The following is a 24,080-nucleotide window of genomic DNA, read 5'->3' as shown; positions in this document are numbered from 1 at the left end:
CGGTTTCGGTTAGATTTCCACCATCGTAAAATCGATTTTTCCAACGCCGCATTCGGGACAGACCCATGAATCAGGAATATCGTCCCAGCGGGTTCCCGGCGCGAGTCCTTCGTCCGGCTCGCCGTCCTTTTCCGAATAAATCCAACCGCAGACCAGGCACATCAGCGTTTTATACGCGACTGGAGTGTCGAGCATCACATTTCCCTCCGAACTAATTTAAGTTGAAATAGCATCTGTAACAAATTCCGCAACACGCTGTTTGACCGATGCTGCCGACAGGATCCTGCTGTGCCCCAATGCCGGCGCCTGTTCCAGCAATACATTGTGCAAGCTGCCCGCCAGCCGCTCCGCTTCGCAAAAGGGAACCACCGGGTCCTGCGGGTCATGCAGCACCAGCACCGGAATTTGCATGCCGGCGCCAAGCACGGCGATATCCCAGTGACTCAGCGGCACCCCGTTGTCCGCGTGCAGATGTCGATACACCTGCTGCACGATGCGCGGCGCCAGCTGCAAATGATCCTTTGACCAGCGTTCCAGCACGTTCGACAAGGCACTGGGCGCGGCCAGCAAGACCAGGCACTTTACCGATCGGGCAAAGCCGGCCTGAGACAGTGCGGCGACGGTAGCGATCGACCCCAGCGAATGTGCGATCACCACCTGTACATTGTCCAGCGAGTCGATGGTGGCGCCGACCGCGTTGACGAACCTGGTCATGGTGGTTTTATGGCCGGCAGCGGCCCCATGTGCCGGCGCGTCAAACGAAGCGACCTGGAACCCCAGGGTTTGCATCGGTTTGACGAAGCCGTACATGCTGCTGCTGTCCGAGCCCCAGCCGTGCACCAGCAGCGCAGTGGGGCCGTTTTTTTTCCACACATAGCCCTGCTGCACATCCTGGTTGCCGACGATGCCGAACGCTTCAGCCCCAAGCGGCAGCTTGAAACTGGTGCGCGCCCCCTTCATCCGGGAGCGGCCGAAGGCATCCGCGGCGAAACGGCCGGCGGTGGCCGGCGCCAGCATGCCGCCCAGCCGGTAGCCGAGCCGCGCCAGCCTCAGCTTTAAGGGCAACTGCACCGGCGCGGCAGCCGCAGGCGCGCTGGCCTGGTGTTGTAGCGCGGCCATGGTCATGTCTTCCATAGGAGTCCTCGCGACGGGTCTGGCATCAGACGTTGGTGACCGGGGCGGTGCTGGAATGATCGCCTGCGCGCCGCTCCGCCAGATCCTTGTAATAGCCCGAATCCGGATCGTAAAAATGGCAGGTCTTCACCACTTTCCAGAAGTCGCCAAAGGTGAACGGTTTCTCGCGAATCATGCCGGGATAGGCTTCCTTCAGTGCAAGCTGTGCCTTTTGCAAATTGTAGAAAGGCACCACCGGTATCACATGATGCGCGGTATGGATCGAGATATTGTGGGTCAGGAACAGCAGCCATTTCGGATAGCGGTAATCGGTGGTCACCAGCATCCGGCTGGCATTCGCGGTCCAGTGCTCGGACGTCAGGAACGGGATGTCGCTCGCGGTATGGTGCATCAATGTGGTGATGCTGAACCAGGTATGCGTGGCGATCCAGGGCGCAAAGAAAAACAGCAGAAAGCCGCGTACCCCGGTGAAATAGACCAGCGCCGAAAAATACACGATCGTCACGATGGTCACGAAGGCCAGCGAGCGTCTGGCATCCCTGCGCATATCTTTTTTCGGGAAGAAGCCAGGCCGCACGCCGGACGCCAGCCAGTAATTGATCGTGCCGGCCCAGCACAGCCAGGTCCGGGTGCCGCGATAGACCGCCCGTTCCCACAGCGACATCCTGGTGTACATCGCTTTCGGGATCGGCCGCCAATCGGTGTCCAGTTCCAGGTTGTTGGTGTTGAAGTGATGCAGGTTATGCACGTGCTTCCAGGCGTAGAACGGATACAGCAGCGGCAGCAGCGCCAGATGCCCGATCGTCACATTGAGCGTCTTGTTGCGCGAAAAAGAGTTGTGCCCGCAGTCATGCGCAATGCAGTGCAGACCCCAGCCGCCCAATCCCGCCACGATCCACAGCGGCAGGTAGAGCGACCAGTGCGGCGCGTAGGCGACGCCGACGATGGCGCCGATGTACAAGGCATAACTGATCACGAATCCGGCCAGGCCGCGCCCGGCCTTGGGTTCGAGCAGAGACTTGGGAATGACCTCGGCCAGACGCGCTCCCTCGAGTCGCTTGGACTTCTCGAGGAAGGTCGCGAACTCCGGGCCGGGAGAAGAAGGAAAGCTGTTCACGGGCGGCATTAGATTTCTCCTGTTTATGCGGATAAGGCGGATTAAACGGATTCAGCGGTTTCTGTCAGCCCCAGCTCGCGGGCCAGATGGGTGCTCAATTCTTCGATGCTTGGGTGTTCGAACAGCAACGCCGGCGACAAACGCTGTTCCACCAGTTTTTCCAGATCGCCCGAGACCTGCACCGCGACGATCGAATCCAGACCGTAAGACTCGAATTTGCGGGTGGTGTCGATGCTGCGTGGGTCCAGCTTCAATTGTTTGGCCAGGCGCTTGACCAGCCACTGACGAATCACATCCTCGCTCAGGGGACCGTCAAAATCCGTGCTGCTGCCGGATTTCCGGAACAGCCCGAATAAGCCGCCGCTTTTCTTTTCTTGTGACATGTTTGCTCCTTGTTGAGTCGTTGAATAAATAATTAAGAACGGTCCAGCGAGAGTTTGCGTATGGTTTTTTCATCCGGGAAACGCAAGTCCCACACCACGCCCAGCGCGCCCAGGGCGGTCAGGATCCAGCCGCTCAGGTCCGGCTCCCACCATTTGATGCCGTGCCGGTACGAGCCCGGGAAAGCGTGGTGGTTGTTTTGCAATCCCTCGCCCATGGTGAGGATCGCCACGGTCCAGTTATTGGCGCTTTTGTCGTCGGTCTTGAACGCTTTGCTGCCTATCATGTGGCTGACCGAGCCGACGCACCAGGCTGCCTGGTTGGCCAGGAAAATCCGCGCTAGGCCGCCGAACAGGAAACCGTTGAACGCTGCCGACAGGCTGCCGCCGACCAGTCCGCCGATGACGGCCGGGATCACCAGGCCGAGCACGATCCAGAGCGCGTAACTGCGGTGGTAGAAAAACAGCTTGCGGTTGGCCAGGATGTCGGGCGCGAAGAAATTCCAGCCGGAGATGTCTTTCGCCAGCATCCACGGCATGTGGGCGTACCACAAGCCTTTGATTTTGGCGCCCAGGCTTTTGCCGTACAGATTGGGTGAATGCGGATCGCCCGGCTGGTCGCTATACGTGTGATGCCGTCTATGAGTCGTGACCCAAAACATGATCGGACCCTGCGCCGCCATCGAGCCGCAGATCAGCAACAGGCCCTCGAAAAAACGCGAAGTGTTGAAGGTCTTGTGCGCCAGGTAGCGGTGAAAACCCATCGTGATGCCGCCCATGTGCAAAAAATACATGACCGCAAACAGCACTACATCGGTGGTCGAAAAAGTGCCGGCGATGACCCTTTGCAAGGCCAGCAGGAACCCGGCAAACGGCACCAGCATCACGGCTAGCGCCGTCAGCTGCTTGACCGTGGCGCCGACTCCGGTCAGCGGTGCGATGCCGGGGCGCAGCTTGTCGCGGGCCTCGGCGGATAAACCGGGGGTGGAATATTTGACGCGTGTGTCCATCGTAATTCTCCTGACTTTTAATCGTGATTTACAGAGGCTTCGCTGATTTCTTCAGGGGCATCGCGCCGACGCCTGACGTCCCACGCCAGCCCCACCATTGCTAAAAAACGGATGACCCAGGCGGCAATGTCGATTTGCCAGAAATGCAGATCGTTGTGCGCCAGCGACGGGTTGGCATGATGGTTGTTGTGCCATGAACCGCCGGCGGTAAACAGCGCAAGGAACGCGACATTGCCGCTCTTGTCGCGCGTCACATGTGGCCTGCTGCCTATCGTATGCGCCAGCGAATTGACCGCCCAGGTCGCCTGGTCGAGTAAAAATATCCGCGCCAATCCGCCCCACAGGAAACCGCGCAGCGCACCATCCAGACCGCCGACCGCGGCTCCGATCGCAGCCGGAATCACCAGGCCCAGCAACACCCAGCGCATGTAGCGTTGATTGACCCACAGCACGCGGCGGTCGGCCAACAGATCCGGCACGTAGCTGCTCCAGTTGGCGCGCCTGACCGAAAACAGCCAGCCGACGTGGCCATGCCACAGCGCTTTGACGTGGTTCACGAATCCCGGCTCCTGCGGCACCGGCGAATGCGGATCGCCGTCGCGGTCGGTGAACACATGGTGCATGCGGTGCGTTGCCGCCCAAAACAGGATAGGACCTTGCGCCGCCATGCAGCCGAGAATCCCGATCAGCATCGTCACCAGCGGACCGGCCTTGAACGCCCGATGGGAGAAGAAGCGATGCAGCCCGCCTTCGACCCCGAACGAGGTGAGGAAATACATGCCGCCCAGCAGCGCCATTTCCAGCCAGCCCACACCATAGGCAACCGCGTAAGCGATCGCCGCCACGAAGCCGAAGGCAGGCACGAAGACCGTCAGATAAGCCAGCCGCCGCGCCTTCGCATCGCCGTCGGCGACGGCGCTCGGCTGGAGTTTGTGGGCGGCAAGCGAGACATCTTTAGTTGGCAGCATGGGTCACTCCTGATTGACGGTGCTGGCGGCGAGGCGCTCGGCACGCGGTTTGACCGCCGCCAGCGCACCCTGCACGAACGCTTCGCGGCAGGCATTTCTGCGCACCTTGCCGCTGGTGGTCAGCGGAATCGTGCTGACCGGAGCAAGATGGATTTCCGAAGGACAGACGCCGTGATCCCTGGTGACCGCGGTGGTGATCGCCTCGCCGACCTCCTGCAATCCCAGCTCGTCGAGCTTGGCGCTGCGCGCAATCTCGGCCACCACCACCAGCTTTTCGGAAGAGTCGGAATGGACTGAAAAAGCCGCCACGCCATTGGTCCGGATCGCCGGGTGGCTCAGCTGCACCGACGCCTCGATATCTTGCGGATACAGATTACGGCCGCCGAAAATGATCACGTCCTTGATGCGGCCGGAGATGAACAATTCGCCGCACAACATAAAGCCGAGATCGCCGGTGCGCAGATAGGTGCGGTCGGAACAAGCGCCGGCGAGCGTCGCCTTGAAAATCCCCAGACTGGCTTCCTTCTTATTCAAATAGCCGAGCGCGACGCTGGCGCCGCTGAACCAGATTTCGCCCACCTCGTTCTCCGCCACCGGCTCGCGCGTGTCCGGATCGACGATCAGCATCTCGTGCTCCGCCGCTATCGTGCCGCAGCTGACCACCGCATGAGCATTTGCATCGGATGCCGCCGTCACCTGGATCGCACCGCGCGCCAGTTCTTCCTTGTCGATGTGGATCGTGCGCGGCTCACCGGCGGCGTGCGGCTTGCCGGAAATGAACAGGGTGGCTTCTGCCAGCCCGTAGCACGGCACATAGGCCGAGGCGGAAAAGCCGCGTGGCCCGAACTTCTGCGTGAAGCGCTCCAGTGTCGACATCCTGACCGGCTCAGCACCGCAGAACAGCATTGTCAATTTACTCAGGTCGAGCGTGGCCAGTTCTTCGTCAGTCACCGATTCGACGCACAGGTCGAGCGCAAAATTCGGCGCCACCGAGGTCGTCACCCCGTGCTTGCTCATCGCCTTCAACCAACGCAGCGGACGTTGGACAAAATGCGCCGGCGACATCATCAGCAGCGGAAAACCGCCGTACACCGACAGCAGCAACGCTCCCATCAATCCCATGTCGTGGTAAGGCGGCAACCAGGTGAATCCGACGTGCCGTTCGGGTTGGCCCAGGCGATCCGCCAGCACCTTGCAATTGCTGATCAGGTTGGCGTGCGACAGCATCACCCCCTTGGGTTCGCCGGTGGAACCCGAGGTGTATTGCAGCAGGGCAGGGAAGTGGAGCGGGTCCCGCTTTGGTGCAGAAATGTAATGTGTATATACATTTTCTTGTGCGATGCTATAATGTGTATATGCATATTCGTGCATAAGAAAATCATCGTCAACGAACAGCCACTGCGGGTGCGAGCCGTCAGGCGCGAGGGCGGCGTTCAGTCGGTCCTCTGCGGCGCGGAAGGAGGCGTCAGCGATAATCAGGTCGGCGTCGCAGTCGGCATAAATGCTCGCCAGCCGGGAAACAGCGCGGCTGCCGGCCGGTGGAAAGGAAGGTATCGCGGTAGCGCCAGCCTGGAATATGCCAAAAAGAGCGGCGATATATTCAAGACCAGGCTCAAGCACCAGCAACACCCGGGTCGGGGTTGGATTCTGCTGCGTCAGCTTGGCAGCAATGTTACTTGCATGTTTGCTCAATTGGCCGTAAGTCCATTCGACGATATCATCGTCGCCATTGCTCAAAAAGCGGAAGGCGACTTCATCGGGAGTGGTGGCGGCACGATGCAGCAGGACGGATGACATGCTGTCGGCATCGGCAAGATCGAAAAAGTTGGTCGCTGGTGTGTGACTCGCGCTGATCTGAGTCGCTAGTGCTTCGCTGCTGGTTGAATTTAACGTCATGTCGCCGCTCCATTGGTTGCTTTGAGTCAACTTTGTTACATATTATCAAATAAAACGATCGTGCGTTTATAGGGCCAAGAAAATAGTTTTTCCATATCCAATAGCAAGTCCGCTCGGTGTCTTCGAGTGGAAAACGACGCCTGAAATAGAGGTGGCAGTCGTCAATTTGAAGCTGTCTGACAATTCACAAAATCTTTTCAACTGCCTGTTTCTATAAGAGAGAACACACATGTCTACTGCACCAATGAAGCTCTCCTGTCACTGTGGAACGATACGCCAGGCCGCAAGAGGCATTACTGCGCTCTACGACGAGTTTCTCCTGCCGCACGGCATCAAGGTCACGCAATTCACCCTGCTGATGACGATCAAGACCCGCAAAGAGTCGAGCACCGGCGATCTTGCCAGCGCTTTGCTGCTGGATTCAACCACGCTGAGCCGCACCCTCGCCACGCTGAAAAAAATGGAGCTGGTGGATGTCCGGCCAGGCGCCGATCTTCGGGTTCGGCTGTGGTGTTTGACCGACGGAGGAAAGTCACTGCTAGCCGCCTGCGAGAAAGATTGGAAAAAAGCGCAGGACAAGGTGAGCAGGATTTTCGGTCGACAGAGCATCGAACAACTGGACCGGAACATCTACGAACTGAGCACGAAGATTGCTGCAGACGGCATCGTTCTTTCAAGCTGAGGATAAGCGCAGGTTGCGATCGCATCATTTCCCGGTCATGCTTATTCAATCTGCCTCCCGATGCAGTTCTTACTGTTCGAGCCATGAAAAAACTTCGCCTGTCGTTTCGGTTTTCGATCGCAGCCATTTGCTCGCCTCCATCTCAGTTAATCGGCATGTCGAACAATGAGAAGGTCGCGGTGGCATGGACGAATAACTTCCCGGCACGGTCCCGCAAAGAGCCTTCCGCCAAGACCGTCTGGCGCGACACGTTGAGAACCCGGCCTTCGCCGATCATGTCGTCGCCATTGATGTGAATCGGCCGCACGTAATTCAGCTTCAGTTCGAGCGTGGCGAAACCGCGCTCCACCGGCAGCAGGGTATGCACCGCGCAGCCCATTGCCGTATCGAGCAAGGTCGCCGCCGCACCGCCGTGGATCGTCCCCATCGGATTGGCCAGGCTTGGATGCGGCGTAAGCGTCATGACCACTCTTCCTTCCGCCACCTCTTGGATCTGAAAACCGATCAGCGCCGCCATCGGCGGTGCCGGGTGTTTTCCGGTCCGGATCCGTTCCAGGATTTCTCGACCGCTGACGCCGCGCACCGCAGCCGCAGCCGCAGCCGCATCGGTCCACCGCACAATGCGTTCGCACTCAGAAGTATCGAAATTGCCCATGTTCATTCCTTTTACACGAATCCGATTTCACGTCGTTGAACATCGTTAATAGGTCGCTCGCCCCCAGTCGTACAACTGGTAGGCAATAGGGCGCCTCGCAAAACCTACTGCGCGGCCCAATCTCGGGCCTGTGATGCTCGCCCGCTCCGTACGGCTGCAGGTGTTGCAACTTCGTCGACCCGACCTTGGGCCGCTCGCTACGGTTTTTCGAGGTGCCCAATAGGCTTGGTACGGTAAAGCTATGGGATTTGCGCAATTGATTGGTTGCTGCAATGCAATAATAATATGTATGCGCATATTAAATGTCAATGGATGTAAATTTATTTTTTGAGCCTCGGCTAACCATCCATGTTTGATATCGCAACCGCAAAAAAAAGCTGCTGCACATAGACCGCCGACGCCTGCGAATAGGGATTTACGACGTCCGGATTCGGGGGCGAACAGCCAAAATTCTGTGGTACCGGGACGACAACCTGCTAGCTTTTACATCTTGCGAATCGGCCTAAAAACTTCCTGGGAATCTGATCTGATCAAGCATTCCCGATAGCGATCCCAATCAGCCCGCATTGCCTGTCCCTTTTGTTGAGGCTATACTTTTGCGCGTGTTCGCAACTCCCCTCAAGGAGCTGCGATTTTTTTATGTGCGAATATGTGCATATACATCTTAAGGGGAAATCATGCTGGCCAGTTCTTCGCAAAATACGAGCAGTCCGTGGAAAGTTTTTTGGCTCACCAGCGTAGCGGTGTTCCTGGTTTCCATCGACGCCACCATTCTGTTCATCTCTTTCGGTGCAATACAAAAGACCTTTCCGCATGCGACCAGCGCCCATCTTTCCTGGGTGCTGAATGCCTACAGCATCATGTACGCAGCGTTATTGGTGCCGGCCGGACGGTTGGCCGATATGCATGGCGATCGCAAGATTTTCCTGTTTGGCGTGACGATCTTCATATTCGCCTCGGCGCTGTGCGGTCTGTCGCCGTCGTCCGAGATGTTGATTGCCGCCAGAGCACTGCAGGCGGTGGGGGCGGCGTTGTTAACCCCATCTTCTTTGTCGCTGGTGCTGGCGGCATTTCCCCCGGCCAAGCGACCGGTGGCGGTGGCGCTCTGGGGTGCGGTAGCAGCGTTGGCCGGTGCGGTCGGACCCAGTACCGGCGCCTTCATTGTCGATCACTTCGGCTGGCAATACGCGTTCTACGTCAACGTGCCGATCGGCCTGATTTCCATCGTTCGCGGGCTGTCCGCGTTGCGCGAACATCGCACCGGAGAACCCGCGGTTGCGCCGGATATCTTCGGCATTTTTTTGCTGATCAGCGGCGTCGGTTTATTGTCGCTGGGCGTGGTGCAATCGGGCGAGTGGGGCGCGCTCGACATGAAAACCGTCTCTGCGGTACTGACCGGCGCGCTGCTGTTGCTGGCCTTTATTTCCTGGTCCGGAAAATCGAAGGCGCCGGCTTTGGATCTCACCTTGTTCCGCAGCGCCAACTTCTCCTACGTCAACCTGGCCACCTTTTGTTTCGGCATCACCTTCACCACGATGTTCTTCGGCTTCTTCTTTTTCCTGACCAAAATCTGGGGCTACTCGCTGTCACTGTCAGGGCTGGCGGTCAGTCCGGGGCCGCTGCTGGTGATACCGGTTGCCATCATCTCGGGCAAATTTGCCGCCCGTCTTGGTCATCGCGTATCGCTGGTGCTGGGCGGCTTTGTATTTGCCGGCGGCGCCATGTGGCTCTTCATCGGCGCCGGCCCCAGCCCGCAATTCTTGAGCGTCTGGCTGCCCGGCATGCTGTTGACTGGACTCGGCGTCGGCTTGACCTTGCCGTCCCTGTCGGGCGCTGCGGTGCATGGACTTCCCGGCAATCGGCTGGGCGTCGGCATCGCTGTCAATACCGCGATCCGCCAAATGGGATCGGTGTTCGGCGTCGCTGCCACGGTGCTGATGGTCGGCGGCAAGAACGTCGATCTGCCGCATTTCCAAACACTGTTTGCCTTGCTGGTGCTGGGCGGCGTGCTCACTTCCGTGTGCTGCCTGGCGGTTGACACGCGGCCGGCGGCAAGAACAGCTGGAGCACAACCGAGCCGGGCATAGTGTTCGCCTGATACCGATCGGGCGGTCAGCCCCGACTGCCCGATCAACAAAATCATTTCTACACACTTTCCAATATCGTTGCGATTCCCTGACCGCCGCCGATGCACTGCGTCGCCAGCGCATAGCGCCCGCCTTGACGTTTGAGAATATCGGCCGCCTTGCCGGTGATGCGGGCGCCGGTCGCACCCAGCGGATGTCCGAGCGCGATCGCACCGCCATCCACATTGACCCGGCTGGCATCCATGCCCAACTCGCGGATGCACGCCACGGCTTGGCTGGCGAAGGCCTCGTTGAGCTCGATCACGTCGATGTCCGCCATGCTCAAACCGGCGCGCTGCAAGGCTTTGCGGGTCGCATAAACCGGCCCCATGCCCATGATTTCGGGCGGGCAGCCGGCCACGGCGACCGCCTTGATGCGGGCAAAAATGTCGAGCTTGTGACGCTGCGCGAATTGCTCGCTGCATACCAGCAGCGCTGTTGCACCATCGGTCAACGGTGATGAGGTGCCGGCGGTGACGCTGCCGGTGGGGTCGAACGCCGGCTTCAAATTGGCCAGGATCTCGGGTGTCGTATTGGCCCGGATGCAACCGTCGCGCGTGACGATGCCGTCGGCGGTCTTGATCGGCACGATCTCGCGCTCGAAATGGCCGATGTCCTGCGCCGTGGCGGCCTTGCGGTGCGACTCGGCCGCCAGCAACTCCTGATCGGCGCGGCTGATGCGGTATTGCGTGGCCACATTTTCCGCGGTCTGGCCCATCGTCACGTAAGCCTGCGTGCGGCTCTCCAGCAACGTCAAATTGGGTGCCGGATGAAAACCGCCGTTCGGCACCCGCGTCATCGACTCCACCCCGATGCATAGAAAAGCCTCGCCCGCACCCATCTGCATCGAAGCCGCCGCCATGTGGACCGCGGACATCGACGAACCGCAAAAGCGATTGATCGTCATCCCCGCCACCGACTGCGGCAAGCCGGCCAAGAGGCCGACGATGCGCGCGATATTGTCGCCCTGTTCGCCTTCCGGATAGGCGCAACCTGCAATCACATCCTCGATCAGCGCCGGATCGACATCAAGCCGCTCGATCAATCCCTTGACCACCTGGGCCGCAATATCATCCGGCCGCATGCCGATCAGCGCGCCTTTACGGGCGAAATGAAACGGCGAGCGGGCAAAACCAGCGATAACGGGTGAAACCAACATTTCATTTCTCCTTTAACGTGAAAAACGACGTGCTTGCGAGGTTGGGCTTGGGATTCAGGTTTGGTTAGTCGCTATGCATGCCTGCACCGCGCGTAGACCGGATTCAAGAAAAGAGGCCGACAGCACCGGATCATCGACCGAGCGCGCCAGGATCATGGAGCCGGTCATGGCGCTGACTATGCTGGCGGGATTCGCGCTCAAACCGTCTTCCTGCAATATCTCGCCGATCAACGCAATCCACTCATTGAGCTGGCTCGCGAACAGCGCGCGCGTCTCGGGCGGGCGACGAGCGATCTCGGCACCGTTGGCCGCGATCACGCAGCCGTAACCAGGCGCATCGCGATGGCGCGGCGACAGATAAGCATCCGCCAGCGCAGACAGGCGCTGACCCGGCGGATGGTAGTTCACGTACTCGCGCAGCTGCGCGATGGTGATCGCCAGACCGTCGTTGCAAGCCTCGGCAACCAGCGCTTCCTTCGATTCGAAGTGGGCGTAGAAGCCGCCGGCCGTCAGCCCGATATCCGCCATCAGGCTGGCGATGCCGACCGTGTCCACTCCCTCCTCGCGAAAGCGGCGGCTCGCGGTTTCCACAATGTCGCGGCGGGTTTCGCTTTTATGATGCTTGGCGTAGCGCATGAAGATAGTCCGTTTTTATATGACGATCATAATATTACGGTCAATATATAACAAAATTGCCGAACGTGCTGCGAGCATGTGGAAGTCGGCCAGTCGGAGTTGACGTCGCTTGGCTGTCAGAGATGTCAGTTGTGGCATACAGAACGTAGGTTGGGCTGGAAAGCCCAACGTTTGATTGCGATTAAAGAAACGTTGGGCTTTCCAGCCCAACCTACGCGGCAATAAAAAGTTCCGTCTATTTTCAGGAAACCCCTAAAAAAATCCAAATCGCTGCCGTTAACACCATCAAGCTCGGAAATTTGACGCCAGGCTGCTCGCAAAAATGCCTGGCGGGGTCGCGCTCACATTTTTTGCGTGTATCTGAAACCACCATCTGAAAAGTAAACAACATCATGACCTGGTTCTATAACTTGAAAATTGCGACCAAGCTGTTGCTGTCGTTCGCGTTGATCTCGACGCTGACAGTGGTGCTCGGCGTGATCTCCATCATGCAACTGTCGCAAGTCAACGCGACCGCCACCGAGATCAACACCAATTGGTTGCCAAGTATACGGACCATCCTGGTGCTCAAAGGCGGCTTGGCGCGTCTGCGCAATATCGAGATGCAGCACATCATGTCGAACGACGCCGCCGACATGGACAACACAGCCAAGAGCATCGCCGATGCCCAAGCCGACCTGCAAAAAAATATCGCCCTATACGGCACCCTGGTGTCCGAGCCGGAAGAAAAAGCCGTGTACGAGCAGCTCAAGACCCAGTTCGCCAGCTATCTGACGGTAGGCGGCAAGATCGTCGCGCTGTCGCGTTCTTTCAAAAAGGATGAGGCGCTGAAAGAAAGCCGCGGCGAATCGCTGGCGCTCATCATCCAGCTCGACAACGATGTCGAACGCCTGGTGCAGATCAACAGCGACGGCAGCGTCCGCGCTAGCAAGAAGGGTGAAGACATCTACGCCCAGGCACGAAACTGGATCATGGGCCTGATGGTGCTCATGGTGCTGCTCGGTTTCGGCCTGGCCGTATGGATCGCGCGCATCGTCTCGACGCCGCTCGGTTTTGCCGTTAACGTGGCGCGCAGAGTCGCCGCCGGCGACCTGACCGCGGACATCGAAGTCCGCTCCAGCGACGAAACCGGCCAGCTGATGCACGCATTGAAAGACATGAATCAAAGCCTGCTAAGAATCGTCGGCGAAGTCCGCAGCGGCACCGACACCATCGCCACCGCCTCCGGCCAGATCGCTGCCGGGAATCTTAATTTGTCGTCGCGCACCGAGCAGCAAGCCAGCTCGCTGCAAGAAACCGCCGCCTCGATGGAGCAGCTGACCTCGACCGTCAAGCAGAACGCCGACAATGCCAGTCAAGCCAATCAGCTGGCGGTATCCGCATCCGAAGTAGCGATCCACGGCGGCTCGGTGGTGACCCAGGTGGTCAACACCATGGGCTCGATCAATGCCTCGTCAAAAAAAATCGTCGACATCATCGGCGTGATTGACGGCATCGCTTTCCAGACCAATATCCTGGCGTTGAACGCCGCGGTGGAGGCGGCCCGGGCCGGCGAGCAGGGGCGCGGTTTTGCGGTCGTGGCAGCCGAAGTCAGGAGCCTGGCTCAGCGCTCCGCCGCTGCCGCCAAGGAAATCAAATCGCTGATTGACGACTCGGTAGAAAAGGTCGGGGTCGGCACCCGGCTGGTCGATCAAGCCGGTTCGACCATGGATGAAATCGTCGCCAGCGTCAAACGGGTGACCGACATCATGGGCGAGATCAGCGCCGCCAGCAACGAGCAAACCACCGGCATCGAACAAGTCAATCAAGCCATCAGTCAGATGGATCAAGTCACCCAGCAGAACGCCGCGCTGGTGGAAGAAGCGTCGGCTGCCGCCGCCAGCCTGCAGGATCAGTCCGCTGCCTTGGCGCAGGTGGTCAGCGCCTTCAAATTGGACGGCGGCGAAGTGGTTGTCCCGCCGCCGTCCCAGCCGCAAGTTCGGCCCCAGGGTAAGCGCATGATCGACATCACGCCAAAGGCGCAGCAGCTGCAAGGGCGTAAGATGCGGTCGCTGTCGCAATAGCATCAATTACGAGACACGTAGTTAAATGGGGTCAGAGTTTTTTTCGTCGGGTGTTTGACGAAAATTACTCTGACCCCTTTTAATGGGCCACGGAGTTTGGGCGGTTGCATGCGTTCGGTCTTTGGGTAGCTAATACATTTGCTACTCCGTGGAAGCCCGCCGGGGGTAGCCCGGCAGCTAGTCACTTTTCTTGCTTCGCCAAGAAAAGTAACCAAAAGAAGGCGACCGCAAAGCCACTGCCTTCCCTTCGGTCAGGTCCCCAAATGTGTCGTCTATCAGTCGGGTGTGAAGGCAAACTCGCTGCGCTCAAACATGCCTTCCCACAATTCCCGACTGACAGCCACCACATTTGGCAGCGTCCCAATGCGGAATTCAAGATCAACGTCAACGGCAACGGCAACGGCAAAACCCACAGCCTCTGTAGTTAATCGGGGACATAGTTTAAGAGGCGTCGTAGGTTGTGGTTGAGCCGAAGGCGAAGCCCAACATTTTCACCGCCGTCGCGTCAAACGTTGGGCTTTGCAGCCCAACCTACCCCCGCTTAGCGGCCTACGGAGCGCCGAGGGGGTGGGGGTGTTTTTGACGTTGCCGTTGACGTGCATTCCGCATTGAGACGCTGCCAAATGGGACGACTGTTAGCCGGGAATTGTGGGAAGACATGTTTGAGCCGAAGGCGAGTTTGTCTTCACACCCGGCTAATAGTTGGCACATTTGGGGACCCGCCTACGGCGGGCAGTGGCTTGCGGTCGCCTTCTTTTGGTTCCTTTTCTTGGCGAAGCAAGAAAAGGGACTGGCTGCCGGGCCACCCCCGGCGAGCATCCACGGAGTGGTGACCGTATTAGCTACGCGACGACCGAACGACCGAATGCAAACGTATCTACTCCGTGGCTCGCTAAAAGGGGTCAGAGTAATTTTCGTCAAACAGCCGACGAAAAAAAACTCTGACCCCATTTAGCTCTGTTGCAGCGTAAGCCTCGCAAACCCGAGTCCTACGGCTTGCCAGCCTTCTCGCGCTCCAATTCTCCACGCTCGGCATCGAACATATTGAAGTGGTCGTCGGCCAGTTTGATGCCGGTCAGCGCCAGCCCCTGCATCACTTCATTGTTTTTGGAAAGGTCACGCATCGCCTTGAAGACGCGCAGCACGTCGGTGGCGCTGTGCATGCCGAGACAGGCGTTGTCGATGGCGCGATTGAGATACACGATTGCGGGGGAAGCTGGGGATGGTTGCGACGGATTGTTGCCATGCATGCTGATCTCCTCGTACGGTGAATTTCCGCCCTTCGTCGGGCGACGAAGGTGGCGGGCACAAGGTAAGGTGTAAGCGGTTCTGACGCCGCATCGCGTACTTTCTGCGCGACGTGGGCACGATAGCGCAGATTGTTGCGGACCACAAGAGCGTAGGTTGGGCTGGAAAGCCCAACATTTTCATCTCCGTCGCCACCAAACGTTGGGCTTTCCAGCCCAACCTACGACCATAGCTTAAGAAGCTGGCTGTTTAGGCCGTTTTTCTGGGCATCAGCAGAGGCCGCGCCTGCTTATATTGCAGTGTGGGCCAAGGTGGGGGCTGCACGACGATGACTGCGCCATTGAAGCGCGGCTGTAAAAATCTCTTAGGCGGGCGGAAATGAACAACTTAAGTTTAAAAAGGAAGCTATTAGCGGCGCTGGCATGCATGTGGGTCGGCTTGCTGGTGTTGGGCGGCTGGTCGGCGATGAACACTCGCGACACCATGCTGAAAGAGCGCAAGGAAGCGGTCAAAAACCTGGTCGAGACCGCGGACACCTTGGTCAAAAGCTACGCCGCCGATGTCGCCGCGAACAAGATGAAGAAGGAAGACGCGCAGCGCGAAGCGTTGAAACGCATCACCGCGATGCGCTTCGGCGACGGCAATTATTTTTTCATCAATGATTCGCAGCCGGTGGTGCTGGAGCATCCAATCAAGCTGGAATTGATCGGCAAGAACGTCGCCGAAAAGAAAGACCCCAACGGCAAGCACTACTTCACTGAGCTGGTCAAAGTCGGCAAGGAGCAGGGGGCGGGCTATGTCGACTACTACACCGAACTGCCAAGCAAGGAAGAAGTGCCGAAGGTCAGCTACGTCAAGTATTTCCAACCGTGGGATTGGCATATCGCCGCCGGCGTGTTCCTGAACGACGTCAGCACCGAGTTCTACGCCAACCTGCGCAAAGAACTGATGATCCTGTTCGCCATCGGCGCTGCCGTCTCGGCATTGATGCTGCTGGTGATTAACAGCGTCACCCGCAGCCTGGGCGGCGAGCCGGTGTACGCGACCGAAATCGCAAGCAGGATTGCCGACGGCGATCTCAACTTGCAAGTAGAGGTCGGCGCCAAAGACACCAGCAGCCTGTTGCACGCGATGCAGCAGATGCAGCAGCGACTGGCGGCGACGGTCAAGGAGATCCGCCAGGGCAGCAGCTCGATCACCGTAGCCACCCGCGAAATCGCGGCCGGCAACAGCGATTTGTCGGCCCGCACCGAACAGCAAGCCGCATCGCTGGAGCAAACCGCCGCCAGCATGGAACAGCTGACCGCCACCGTGCGCCAGAACGCCGACAATGCGCGGCAAGCCGGACAGCTGGCGCAAACCGCCTCCGACATCGCCGCCAAGGGCGGCACCGTGGTCGGTCAGGTGGTCGACACCATGCAGGGCATCACCGACAGCTCCAGAAAGATTGCCGACATCATCGGCGTGATCGACGGCATCGCTTTCCAGACCAATATCCTGGCCCTGAACGCCGCGGTGGAAGCTGCCCGCGCTGGCGAACAAGGCCGCGGTTTTGCCGTGGTGGCCGGCGAAGTGCGGACCCTGGCGCAGCGCAGCGCGCAGGCGGCCAAGGAAATCAAGGGCTTGATCGACGACTCGGTGGCGCGCGTCGATTCCGGCTCGGTGCTGGTGGACCGCGCCGGCGAAACCATGAACGAAGTGGTGCAAGCGGTCAAACGCGTCACCCACATCATGGGCGAAATCACCGAAGCCTCGGAAGAACAAAGCAGCGGCATCGAACAAGTCAACCAAGCCGTGATCCAGATGGACCGCGTGACGCAGCAAAATGCGGCACTGGTCGAGCAAGCCGCCGCCGCGGCCGGCGCGCTGGAAGAGCAAGCCCAGCGCCTGCACGAAGCGGTGTCGGTATTCCGCTTGCAGGACAGCCCGGGGCAGGGCACGCAATCGCACCTGGCGGCCGCCGCGGCCAGCAGCAAGCCGGTCAGCCGGCCGGCACCGGCAGCGGTGCGGGCCGGCTCTGCCGCCAAGCCGATCCTGAAGTCAGCCAAAGCCAAGGCCGCCGGCAGCGCGGCCCAGAAGCCTTACCTGAAATTGACGCCGACCTCGGCTGCAGCGCCGGCGCCGGCAGCGGCTCCCGCTTCGGCCAAAGTGCCGGCGGACGACGACTGGGAAACCTTTTGATTGATCATCACTTGTACGAGTGCACCTCGAAAAACCGTAGCGAGCGGCTCAAGGTCGGGACGACGAAGTTGCAACACCTGCAGCCGTACGGAGCGGGCGAGCATCGCAGGCCCGAGATTGAGACGCGCAGTAGGTTTTTCGAAGTGCCCATAACTTACCAACCATGTTGAAACGATGCGTATAACCAGCAACCAGACACCCCGTTCCAGCTCAGGCGCAGCGCGCGACTTCCTGCTGACCGACAGCGATTTTGCGCGGGTCCGCACCCTGATTCATCAGCGTGCGGGGATCTCGCTCAGCGAACAAAAGCGCGAGATGGTGTATAGCCGCTTGTCGCGCCGCCTGCGCGAGCTGGGCCTGACCGAGTTCACCTCTTATCTGGCGGCGCTGGAAGCCGATAACGACAGCGAGGAATGGCAGGCGTTTACCAATGCGCTGACGACCAACCTGACGGCTTTTTTCCGCGAGGCGCACCATTTCCCGTTGCTGGCGGAGCATGCCGTCAAATGCCCTCAGCCGCTCAGCGTCTGGTGCTCGGCCGCTTCCACCGGCGAAGAGCCGTATTCGATCGCGATGACCTTGATCGAAGCGCTGGGCAGCCGCGCCAGTTCCGCCACCATCATCGCCACCGACATCGACACCCAGGTTTTGGAAAAAGCGGCGATCGGCGTCTACACCATGGAGCAGGTCAGCAAAATCTCGCCCGAACGGCTCAAGCGATTCTTCTTGAAGGGCTCCGGCGCTCAAGCCGGCAAAGTGCGGATCCGGCCTGAAGTGGCGGCGATGGTGCAGTTCGCGCAACTGAACCTGCTCGATCCAAGGTGGGATTTGAAGGAGCCGTTCGACGCCATCTTTTGCCGCAACGTGATGATCTATTTCGACAAGCCGACCCAGGGCCGCATCTTGCAGCGCTTCGCGCCGTTGATGAAGCCGCACGGCTTGTTGTTTGCCGGCCATTCGGAGAATTTTTCCTACGTCAACCAACCGTTCAAGCTGCGCGGACAAACCGTGTACGAACTGAGCGCGTTGGGCGCGCATCGCGCCAAAGGCAATGCGTAATGGCGGCAAGCGGAGAGGCGGTCGCAACGCATCATTATTTCGATCGCGAATTTAATATTCCCGCGGTCAAGTTGCTGCCCAACGAATATTTCGTCACCTCGTCCGACATGGTGCTCAGCACGGTGCTGGGCTCGTGCGTGTCGGCCTGCGTGCGCGACAGCACCGCCGGGGTCGGCGGCATGAACCATTTCATGTTGCCGGACGACGGCAGCAGCGCGTCGAAAGAAGCCTCGTCGTCGATGCGCTACGGCGCGTATGCGATGGAAGTTTTGCTCAACGAATTGCTGAAAGCCGGCGCCAAGCGCGAGCGGCTGGAGGCCAAGGTGTTTGGCGGCGGCGCGGTGCTGGCCAATATGACGACGCTCAATATCGGCGACCGCAATGCCGATTTTGTGCTGCGTTATCTGCAGATGGAACAAGTGCGGGTCACCGCCCAGGATCTGCGCGGCAGCTGGCCGCGTCGGATCAGTTACTTCCCCGGCACCGGCAAGGTCATGGTGCGCAAATTGCGGCGTGAGAACGATGCGGCGCAGGTACAGCGCGAAGAACAGGTATTGGCGCAAAGGCTGGCAAAACCGCCGGTACGCAACAGCAGCAGTGTGGAATTATTCAAATAACAGGAGCAGCGTGTGAGCGCAACTAAAATCAAAGTTCTGTGTGTCGACGACTCGGCCCTGATACGCAGCCTGATGACGGAAATCATCAATAGCCAGCCCGACATGACGGTGGTGGCGACCGCGCCCGACCCGCTGGTGGCGCGCGATTTGATCAAGCAATTCAATCCCGACGTGCTGACGCTGGACGTCGAAATGCCGCGCATGGACGGCTTGGATTTTCTGGAAAAACTGATGCGCCTGCGGCCGATGCCGGTGGTGATGGTGTCGTCGCTGACCGAACGCGGATCGGAAATCACGATGCGCGCGCTGGAACTGGGCGCGGTCGATTTCGTCACCAAGCCGCGGCTGGGCATCCGCGACGGTTTGCTGGAATATACCGACCTGATCGCCGACAAGATTCGCGCCGCGTCCAATGCCCGCCTGCAGCCGTCGCGCCGTCCAGCCGCAGTTGCCGACGCCGCTGCCGGCAATGCCGCAGCGCAGGCGCCGATGCTGCGCAGCCCGCTGCTGAGTACCGAAAAACTGATCATCATCGGCGCCTCCACCGGCGGCACCGAGGCGATCAAGGAAGTGCTGCAGCCGCTGCCGCCGGATAGTCCCGGCATCATGATTGCGCAGCACATGCCGCCCGGTTTTACCAATTCTTTCGCGCAGCGCCTCAACGGCATTTGCCGCATCACCGTCAAGGAAGCCGAGCACGGCGAGCGGGTCTTGCCGGGTCACGCCTACATCGCGCCGGGCGGATTCCATATGTCGCTGGCGCGCAGCGGCGCCAACTATGTCGCCCAGCTGGACCAGGAGCCGCCGGTCAACCGCCATCGGCCCTCGATCGACGTGCTGTTCGACTCGGTCGCCAAACACGCCGGCAAAAATGCAATCGGCGTGATCCTGACCGGCATGGGCAAGGACGGCGCCGCCGGCTTGCTGCGCATGCGCCAGGCCGGTGCTTACACGCTGGCGCAGGACGAAGCGAGCTGCGTCGTGTTCGGCATGCCGCGCGAAGCGATCGCGATGGGCGCCGCCAACGAAGTGGCCGGATTGTCGGAAATGAGCCAGCGCCTGATGGCGCGCCTGATGTCGTTCGGCGGCAGCGGCAACCGGGTATAGGAACGTAGGTCGGCGATAGAAGGAAAAAGGGATTAAGAATTAAGTTGGCCCAGTCGCAGCGAGTGCGAGTGGGCTGTCATGGTAAACATTGTCTGGAGTAATCATGGTTGATAAAAACATCAAAATTCTGGTCGTGGACGATTTCCCGACCATGCGTCGGATTGTCCGCAACCTGCTGAAGGAACTGGATTTCGTCAACGTCGACGAAGCTGAAGACGGCGCGGCCGGCTTGCAAAAGCTACGCGACGGCAATTTCGGTTTTGTCGTGTCGGACTGGAACATGCCCAATATGGATGGGCTGACCATGCTGCAATCGATCCGCGCCGATCCGCGCATGGCAAAAATGCCGGTGCTGATGGTGACCGCGGAAGCCAAGAAAGAAAACATCATTGCCGCCGCCCAGGCCGGCGCCAACGGTTATGTGGTGAAGCCTTTCACCGCCGCCACGCTGGAAGAAAAGATCACCAAGATCTTCGAGAAGATCGAGAAAGAGGGAGCCTGACATGACGCAGGACACACCTCATATGCCGGTTGCAGTCGACTCCGCCGAGCAGCTGGTCAATCGTATCGGCCACCTGACCCGGCTGCTGCGCGAAAGCATGCGCGAGCTGGGACTGGACCAGGAAATCGCGAAGGCGGCGCAAGCCATTCCCGACGCCCGCGACCGTTTGAATTATGTGGCGGCGATGACCGAGCGCGCGGCCGAACGGGCGTTGAACGCGATCGACGTCGCCCAGCCGATCCAGGAGCAGCTGGCCAAGCAAGCCAAGGGACTGGGCAAGCGCTGGGATGAATGGTTCGCCAGCCCGGTCGAACTGGACGATGCCCGCGTGCTGGTGCAGGACACCCGCGCCTTTCTCGCCGACGTGCCGCCGCAAGCCAGCGCAATCAATGCGCAGCTGATGGAAATCATGATGGCGCAAGACTTCCAGGATCTGACCGGCCAGGTCATCAAGAAGATGATGGAAGTGGTGCATGAAATGGAGAAGCAACTGCTGCAAGTGCTGATCGATAACACCCCGGTTGAAAAACGGCAGGAAAGCAACAGCCTGCTGAACGGCCCGCAGATGCGGGCGGAAGAGAATCCGGATGCGGTTTCGGATCAGGGGCAGGTGGATGATTTGTTGTCGAGTTTGGGATTTTAAAAATTGTGGGACAGAGTTTAAGAGCCGCCGCAGCGCGGCGAATTACTCTGTCCTCAACAAGCCACAACAATTGCGGGACAGAGTTTAAGAGCCACCGCAGCGTGGCGAATTACTCTGTCCCCAACTGACTAAGATACAACGCATAAACTCCCAAGAAAAGCATTACGGGACAGAGAGAAAAAAAACCACAGCACACCGAATCACCGAGCGTCCGACCCCCATCACCCCAACAACGCCCCAGCGTTGCCCACCTCCCACCCCCACCGCATCGCCCACACGGCATCAGAATTTGGCGTCTCATGACTCCTCTTTCACTCACCACGCCTTATGAAATTTCTGGTTCTCAGCCACTTTCCTTGACGTAAGAAAGCTCTCTTACTACCTTGAATATGCCAACTCGGTGGCGATCAATGGGTTCTTATCATGGAATGAAGGAGGGAAATAATTATGGCTTATGCATGGATATTTAACGTAAACGAAATCGTTTCTACGAAACAGGCGGAAGCGTTTCCGGACTTGGTGGTGGAGATTGAAAAACGCCATCTGACTGAGGCCGAACAAGCCGAACTGAAATCAGAAGAGTCAGAGGAATCAGCGGAATAGAAGCAGAGGAATGGAACCGGTGGGGATTTCAATTTTGCGTACTCAAGCGTGGAGACAGATGACACAGTGCGAACGCAGCGGCTTTTACGAGACCAGCGATGGACACCGGCTTTATTGGGAGCGTCACGGCAAGATAGGCGGGCGCCCCATTTTTTTTCTGCACGGCGGTCCCGGCGGTTATAGCAGCGCGCAGCATCTTGTTTTCTTCGACCTGAATCGCTTCGACGTGATTCTGTTCGACCAGCGCGGCTGCGGGCGATCGCAACCGCACGGCCGGCTCCTGCACAACAATACGTCGCTGCTGGTCGACGATATCGAGGCATTGCGCCGCTATTTTGGATTTACCGGCATCAGCCTGCTCGGCATCTCCTGGGGCAGCTGGCTGTCGCTGCTGTATCAAAATCGCTTCCCCGAATCGGTTGCGCAAATCACATTGGCATCTGTTTTCGTTCCAACCAAAGATTACGTATCCGCTTACGAGCAGGCGCTGACGCTTTGCTTGCACAAGATGCGCCAAGCGCCGGAAATGCTGACGCTGGAAGATTTATTTTGCGCGCTGCACTCGGCCGATTCGCAACAACGGCGCGCAGCGGCAAGGCTATGGCTAGGCGCGTCACTCATGCTGGATGGCAAAACAATGGACCTGTCCTGGTGCGATGCGGATATCGACGAACAGGCAATCCGCGCTATCAATCTGGAACTGTATTACCACCTCAACGACTATTTCGTTACTGCGCAAGACCTGGACCTGGTATTCCGGAGCGCGGAGCCGCTGGTGGTATTGCAGGGGGTGCGCGATGTGTTCGGATTGCAAAGTCTGTGCTGGTTGCGTCGACGCGGATCGTTGAAAAGCCGGCTGTTCCAGGTCGGGCACGATGCCTTTGAACCCATCTTTCAGCACGCGATCCGGAATGCGGCATGCGGCGACTTGCGTCCGCGTTAGCAAGGGTTGGAGGCGCACTTATGTGAATCGATTCACAAGATAATTCGCTCTTGTTAAAAGATTACGAATGGCCTGTTCTCCCCATTCCCCCACCGATTGCGCAAGCAGCAGGTCAATCCCCACCCTGTTTGGCCGATCGCATTCTTGTCGGTGCATCAATAATCGCTCCTGATGGGACGCTGTTCGTCCCTCGTTCGGAGCATGCATGTCGGAAGAAAGCGATCTCGAAAAAACTGAACCTGGCTCTCCCCGGCGACTGGAAAAGGCGCGCGAAGAAGGCCAGGTTGCGCGTTCGCGTGAATTAAGCACGTTCGTATTGCTGACCACCGGCATCGGCGGGCTGTGGCTGACGGCCGTGCCGATGACCGAGCATGTGGCGCATGCGTTGCGCCACACATTGCAGTTCGAACGCGCCGCCGCTTTCGAGCCGGCGCACATGATGGAGCAGGCCGGCAGCGTGGTGGTGGACGGGCTGCTGGCGCTGTTGCCGTTGCTGGCCATGATGGCGCTGGCGGCGCTGGTGGCGCCGCTGATGCTGGGCGGCTGGCTGTTTTCGACGCAGACGCTGGCGCCCAAATTTTCCAAACTTAATCCGATCGCCGGCATCGGCCGCCTGATGTCGACCCAGGCCCTGGTCGAACTGGGCAAGGCGCTGGCCAAGTCTGTGCTGGTGGGCGGCATCGCCTACTGGGTGATTTCCGGCAATCTGGAAACCATCATGGGCTTGCTGACCGAGCCTATGCATGCCGCGCTGTCGCATACGGTGCGGCTGGTGGCGCATTGCTGCTGGCTGATCATTGCCTCGCTGCTGCTGGTGGCGGCGATTGATGTGCCGTACCAGTTGTGGAACCACTACCGCAAGCTGCGCATGTCGCGCGAGGATTTGCGCCAGGAACACAAGGAAAGCGAAGGCGATCCGCAGATCAAAGCCAAGATCCGCCGTCAGCAGCAACTGATGGCGCGGCGCCGCATGATGTCCGAAGTGGCCGGGGCCGATGTCGTCGTGACCAATCCGACCCACTTCGCGGTCGCCCTCAAATATAGCGACAAAGACATGCGCGCGCCGCGCGTGGTGGCCAAGGGCAGCGACCTGATCGCGCTGCGCATCCGCGCCATCGGCGCCGAACACAAAATCCCTATCCTGGAAGCGCCGCCGCTGACGCGCGCGCTGTACCGCCATACCAATCTGGGCGAGGAAATCCCGGCCGCCTTGTACACCGCCGTGGCCGAAGTGCTGGCCTGGGTTTATCAGCTAAAGCGCTGGCGCGACGAAGGCGGCATCGCACCACGGGCGCCGCAGGATTTGCCGGTGCCCGCATCACTTGATCCATTAGGGAGTCCGACATGAAGT

Annotated in this window: 24 protein-coding genes; 13 read left to right on the top strand and 11 right to left on the bottom strand. The window is 59.2% G+C overall.

Annotation, left to right across the window (positions count from 1 at the left end; all coding sequences use genetic code 11):
* Window positions 1-9: 9 nt before the first annotated feature.
* From ACFPM8_RS19110 to ACFPM8_RS19080, 7 genes are read right to left on the bottom strand one after another with little or no spacing between them, the layout of a single operon-like run.
* Window positions 10-195 carry a rubredoxin gene (locus ACFPM8_RS19110; RefSeq protein ID WP_378999915.1) on the bottom strand — a complete coding sequence of 62 codons (186 nt, stop codon included), beginning with the start codon at window positions 193-195 and terminating at the stop codon, window positions 10-12.
* A 21-nt stretch (window positions 196-216) separates the two neighbouring features.
* Window positions 217-1,134 (bottom strand): alpha/beta fold hydrolase, encoded by a 918-nt coding sequence (locus ACFPM8_RS19105; protein WP_378999912.1) that lies wholly within the window; start codon window positions 1,132-1,134, stop codon window positions 217-219.
* A gap of 25 nt (window positions 1,135-1,159) precedes the next feature.
* Window positions 1,160-2,260: a fatty acid desaturase gene (locus ACFPM8_RS19100; protein WP_378999910.1), complete on the bottom strand. Its 1,101-nt coding sequence runs from the start codon at window positions 2,258-2,260 to the stop codon at window positions 1,160-1,162.
* A gap of 32 nt (window positions 2,261-2,292) precedes the next feature.
* On the bottom strand, window positions 2,293-2,634 hold the full coding sequence (locus ACFPM8_RS19095; protein ID WP_378999909.1) for an acyl carrier protein: 342 nt from the start codon (window positions 2,632-2,634) through the stop codon (window positions 2,293-2,295).
* 32 nt (window positions 2,635-2,666) lie between these two features.
* A complete protein-coding gene (locus ACFPM8_RS19090) occupies window positions 2,667-3,641 on the bottom strand; it encodes an acyl-CoA desaturase (RefSeq protein WP_378999907.1) in 975 nt (324 codons plus the stop codon).
* A 17-nt stretch (window positions 3,642-3,658) separates the two neighbouring features.
* Entirely contained in the window at window positions 3,659-4,609 is a 951-nt protein-coding gene (locus tag ACFPM8_RS19085) for an acyl-CoA desaturase (RefSeq protein WP_378999905.1), read from the bottom strand.
* Window positions 4,610-4,612: 3 nt separating this feature from the next.
* Entirely contained in the window at window positions 4,613-6,505 is a 1,893-nt protein-coding gene (locus ACFPM8_RS19080) for a fatty acyl-AMP ligase (protein WP_378999903.1), read from the bottom strand.
* A 229-nt stretch (window positions 6,506-6,734) separates the two neighbouring features.
* Between ACFPM8_RS19080 and ACFPM8_RS19075 the strand changes: the two genes are divergently transcribed.
* Entirely contained in the window at window positions 6,735-7,187 is a 453-nt protein-coding gene (locus ACFPM8_RS19075) for a MarR family winged helix-turn-helix transcriptional regulator (RefSeq protein ID WP_378999900.1), read from the top strand.
* 142 nt (window positions 7,188-7,329) lie between these two features.
* Here ACFPM8_RS19075 and ACFPM8_RS19070 read toward each other — a convergent pair whose 3' ends face one another.
* Window positions 7,330-7,842: a PaaI family thioesterase gene (locus tag ACFPM8_RS19070; protein ID WP_378999898.1), complete on the bottom strand. Its 513-nt coding sequence runs from the start codon at window positions 7,840-7,842 to the stop codon at window positions 7,330-7,332.
* A gap of 677 nt (window positions 7,843-8,519) precedes the next feature.
* On the opposite strand from ACFPM8_RS19070, the gene ACFPM8_RS19065 reads away from it, so the two are divergent.
* On the top strand, window positions 8,520-9,929 hold the full coding sequence (locus tag ACFPM8_RS19065) for a DHA2 family efflux MFS transporter permease subunit (protein WP_378999896.1): 1,410 nt from the start codon (window positions 8,520-8,522) through the stop codon (window positions 9,927-9,929).
* Between the two features lie 58 nt (window positions 9,930-9,987).
* Here the strand turns inward: ACFPM8_RS19065 and ACFPM8_RS19060 are convergent, their stop codons facing one another.
* Window positions 9,988-11,127 (bottom strand): thiolase family protein, encoded by a 1,140-nt coding sequence (locus tag ACFPM8_RS19060; RefSeq protein WP_378999895.1) that lies wholly within the window; start codon window positions 11,125-11,127, stop codon window positions 9,988-9,990.
* Window positions 11,128-11,181: 54 nt separating this feature from the next.
* The gene (locus ACFPM8_RS19055) at window positions 11,182-11,763 is read right to left on the bottom strand and encodes a TetR/AcrR family transcriptional regulator (protein ID WP_378999894.1); all 582 of its coding nucleotides are present in this window, start codon (window positions 11,761-11,763) and stop codon (window positions 11,182-11,184) included.
* A 392-nt stretch (window positions 11,764-12,155) separates the two neighbouring features.
* Here ACFPM8_RS19055 and ACFPM8_RS19050 point away from each other — a divergent pair, with 392 nt between their 5' ends.
* Window positions 12,156-13,826, top strand: coding sequence for a methyl-accepting chemotaxis protein (locus ACFPM8_RS19050; protein ID WP_378999892.1), 1,671 nt, complete (start codon window positions 12,156-12,158; stop codon window positions 13,824-13,826).
* A 263-nt stretch (window positions 13,827-14,089) separates the two neighbouring features.
* Entirely contained in the window at window positions 14,090-14,254 is a 165-nt protein-coding gene (locus tag ACFPM8_RS19045; protein ID WP_378999891.1) for a hypothetical protein, read from the top strand.
* A gap of 561 nt (window positions 14,255-14,815) precedes the next feature.
* On the opposite strand, the gene ACFPM8_RS19040 is transcribed toward ACFPM8_RS19045, so the two are convergent.
* Complete coding sequence (locus ACFPM8_RS19040) at window positions 14,816-15,076, bottom strand: hypothetical protein (protein ID WP_378999890.1); 261 nt, start codon at window positions 15,074-15,076, stop codon at window positions 14,816-14,818.
* Window positions 15,077-15,452: 376 nt separating this feature from the next.
* Between ACFPM8_RS19040 and ACFPM8_RS19035 the strand changes: the two genes are divergently transcribed.
* The 9 genes from ACFPM8_RS19035 to flhB all read left to right on the top strand — a co-directional run bounded on the left by ACFPM8_RS19035 (window position 15,453) and on the right by flhB (window position 24,077).
* Window positions 15,453-17,255, top strand: a complete 1,803-nt coding sequence (locus tag ACFPM8_RS19035) for a methyl-accepting chemotaxis protein (protein WP_378999888.1) — start codon at window positions 15,453-15,455, stop codon at window positions 17,253-17,255.
* Between the two features lie 174 nt (window positions 17,256-17,429).
* Complete coding sequence (locus tag ACFPM8_RS19030) at window positions 17,430-18,314, top strand: CheR family methyltransferase (protein WP_378999886.1); 885 nt, start codon at window positions 17,430-17,432, stop codon at window positions 18,312-18,314.
* Complete coding sequence (gene cheD / locus ACFPM8_RS19025) at window positions 18,314-18,931, top strand: chemoreceptor glutamine deamidase CheD (protein ID WP_378999883.1); 618 nt, start codon at window positions 18,314-18,316, stop codon at window positions 18,929-18,931. Before ACFPM8_RS19030 ends, cheD begins: the two co-directional genes overlap by 1 nt.
* Before the next feature lie 12 nt (window positions 18,932-18,943).
* Window positions 18,944-20,038: a protein-glutamate methylesterase/protein-glutamine glutaminase gene (locus ACFPM8_RS19020; RefSeq protein WP_378999882.1), complete on the top strand. Its 1,095-nt coding sequence runs from the start codon at window positions 18,944-18,946 to the stop codon at window positions 20,036-20,038.
* Window positions 20,039-20,141: 103 nt separating this feature from the next.
* Window positions 20,142-20,540 carry a chemotaxis response regulator CheY gene (gene cheY, locus ACFPM8_RS19015; RefSeq protein WP_378999880.1) on the top strand — a complete coding sequence of 133 codons (399 nt, stop codon included), beginning with the start codon at window positions 20,142-20,144 and terminating at the stop codon, window positions 20,538-20,540.
* A 1-nt stretch (window position 20,541) separates the two neighbouring features.
* Window positions 20,542-21,183 (top strand): protein phosphatase CheZ, encoded by a 642-nt coding sequence (gene cheZ, locus ACFPM8_RS19010; protein WP_378999879.1) that lies wholly within the window; start codon window positions 20,542-20,544, stop codon window positions 21,181-21,183.
* Between the two features lie 447 nt (window positions 21,184-21,630).
* On the top strand, window positions 21,631-21,786 hold the full coding sequence (locus ACFPM8_RS19005; protein ID WP_378999878.1) for a hypothetical protein: 156 nt from the start codon (window positions 21,631-21,633) through the stop codon (window positions 21,784-21,786).
* 58 nt (window positions 21,787-21,844) lie between these two features.
* Window positions 21,845-22,729, top strand: a complete 885-nt coding sequence (locus ACFPM8_RS19000; RefSeq protein WP_378999877.1) for an alpha/beta fold hydrolase — start codon at window positions 21,845-21,847, stop codon at window positions 22,727-22,729.
* Between the two features lie 205 nt (window positions 22,730-22,934).
* Window positions 22,935-24,077 (top strand): flagellar biosynthesis protein FlhB, encoded by a 1,143-nt coding sequence (flhB, locus tag ACFPM8_RS18995; protein WP_378999875.1) that lies wholly within the window; start codon window positions 22,935-22,937, stop codon window positions 24,075-24,077.
* Window positions 24,078-24,080: the final 3 nt, after the last annotated feature.

This window comes from Paraherbaspirillum soli, from assembly GCF_042654985.1.
Taxonomy (GTDB): domain Bacteria; phylum Pseudomonadota; class Gammaproteobacteria; order Burkholderiales; family Burkholderiaceae_D; genus Paraherbaspirillum; species Paraherbaspirillum soli.
Note: the sequence above shows the minus strand (reverse complement) of the source record. Positions and strands in the feature narration are given on the sequence as shown.

Bases quoted from the DNA above. Each gene is read 5' to 3' on its own strand.
- ACFPM8_RS19110 (WP_378999915.1), bottom strand. From the start codon at position 195: ATGCTCGACACTCCAGTCGCGTATAAAACGCTGATGTGCCTGGTCTGC.
- ACFPM8_RS19105 (WP_378999912.1), bottom strand. From the start codon at position 1,134: ATGGAAGACATGACCATGGCCGCGCTACAACACCAGGCCAGCGCGCCT.
- ACFPM8_RS19100 (WP_378999910.1), bottom strand. From the start codon at position 2,260: ATGCCGCCCGTGAACAGCTTTCCTTCTTCTCCCGGCCCGGAGTTCGCG.
- ACFPM8_RS19095 (WP_378999909.1), bottom strand. From the start codon at position 2,634: ATGTCACAAGAAAAGAAAAGCGGCGGCTTATTCGGGCTGTTCCGGAAA.
- ACFPM8_RS19090 (WP_378999907.1), bottom strand. From the start codon at position 3,641: ATGGACACACGCGTCAAATATTCCACCCCCGGTTTATCCGCCGAGGCC.
- ACFPM8_RS19085 (WP_378999905.1), bottom strand. From the start codon at position 4,609: ATGCTGCCAACTAAAGATGTCTCGCTTGCCGCCCACAAACTCCAGCCG.
- ACFPM8_RS19080 (WP_378999903.1), bottom strand. From the start codon at position 6,505: ATGACGTTAAATTCAACCAGCAGCGAAGCACTAGCGACTCAGATCAGC.
- ACFPM8_RS19075 (WP_378999900.1), top strand. From the start codon at position 6,735: ATGTCTACTGCACCAATGAAGCTCTCCTGTCACTGTGGAACGATACGC.
- ACFPM8_RS19070 (WP_378999898.1), bottom strand. From the start codon at position 7,842: ATGGGCAATTTCGATACTTCTGAGTGCGAACGCATTGTGCGGTGGACC.
- ACFPM8_RS19065 (WP_378999896.1), top strand. From the start codon at position 8,520: ATGCTGGCCAGTTCTTCGCAAAATACGAGCAGTCCGTGGAAAGTTTTT.
- ACFPM8_RS19060 (WP_378999895.1), bottom strand. From the start codon at position 11,127: ATGTTGGTTTCACCCGTTATCGCTGGTTTTGCCCGCTCGCCGTTTCAT.
- ACFPM8_RS19055 (WP_378999894.1), bottom strand. From the start codon at position 11,763: ATGCGCTACGCCAAGCATCATAAAAGCGAAACCCGCCGCGACATTGTG.
- ACFPM8_RS19050 (WP_378999892.1), top strand. From the start codon at position 12,156: ATGACCTGGTTCTATAACTTGAAAATTGCGACCAAGCTGTTGCTGTCG.
- ACFPM8_RS19045 (WP_378999891.1), top strand. From the start codon at position 14,090: ATGTGTCGTCTATCAGTCGGGTGTGAAGGCAAACTCGCTGCGCTCAAA.
- ACFPM8_RS19040 (WP_378999890.1), bottom strand. From the start codon at position 15,076: ATGCATGGCAACAATCCGTCGCAACCATCCCCAGCTTCCCCCGCAATC.
- ACFPM8_RS19035 (WP_378999888.1), top strand. From the start codon at position 15,453: ATGAACAACTTAAGTTTAAAAAGGAAGCTATTAGCGGCGCTGGCATGC.
- ACFPM8_RS19030 (WP_378999886.1), top strand. From the start codon at position 17,430: ATGCGTATAACCAGCAACCAGACACCCCGTTCCAGCTCAGGCGCAGCG.
- cheD (WP_378999883.1), top strand. From the start codon at position 18,314: ATGGCGGCAAGCGGAGAGGCGGTCGCAACGCATCATTATTTCGATCGC.
- cheY (WP_378999880.1), top strand. From the start codon at position 20,142: ATGGTTGATAAAAACATCAAAATTCTGGTCGTGGACGATTTCCCGACC.
- cheZ (WP_378999879.1), top strand. From the start codon at position 20,542: ATGACGCAGGACACACCTCATATGCCGGTTGCAGTCGACTCCGCCGAG.
- ACFPM8_RS19005 (WP_378999878.1), top strand. From the start codon at position 21,631: ATGGCTTATGCATGGATATTTAACGTAAACGAAATCGTTTCTACGAAA.
- ACFPM8_RS19000 (WP_378999877.1), top strand. From the start codon at position 21,845: ATGACACAGTGCGAACGCAGCGGCTTTTACGAGACCAGCGATGGACAC.
- flhB (WP_378999875.1), top strand. From the start codon at position 22,935: ATGTCGGAAGAAAGCGATCTCGAAAAAACTGAACCTGGCTCTCCCCGG.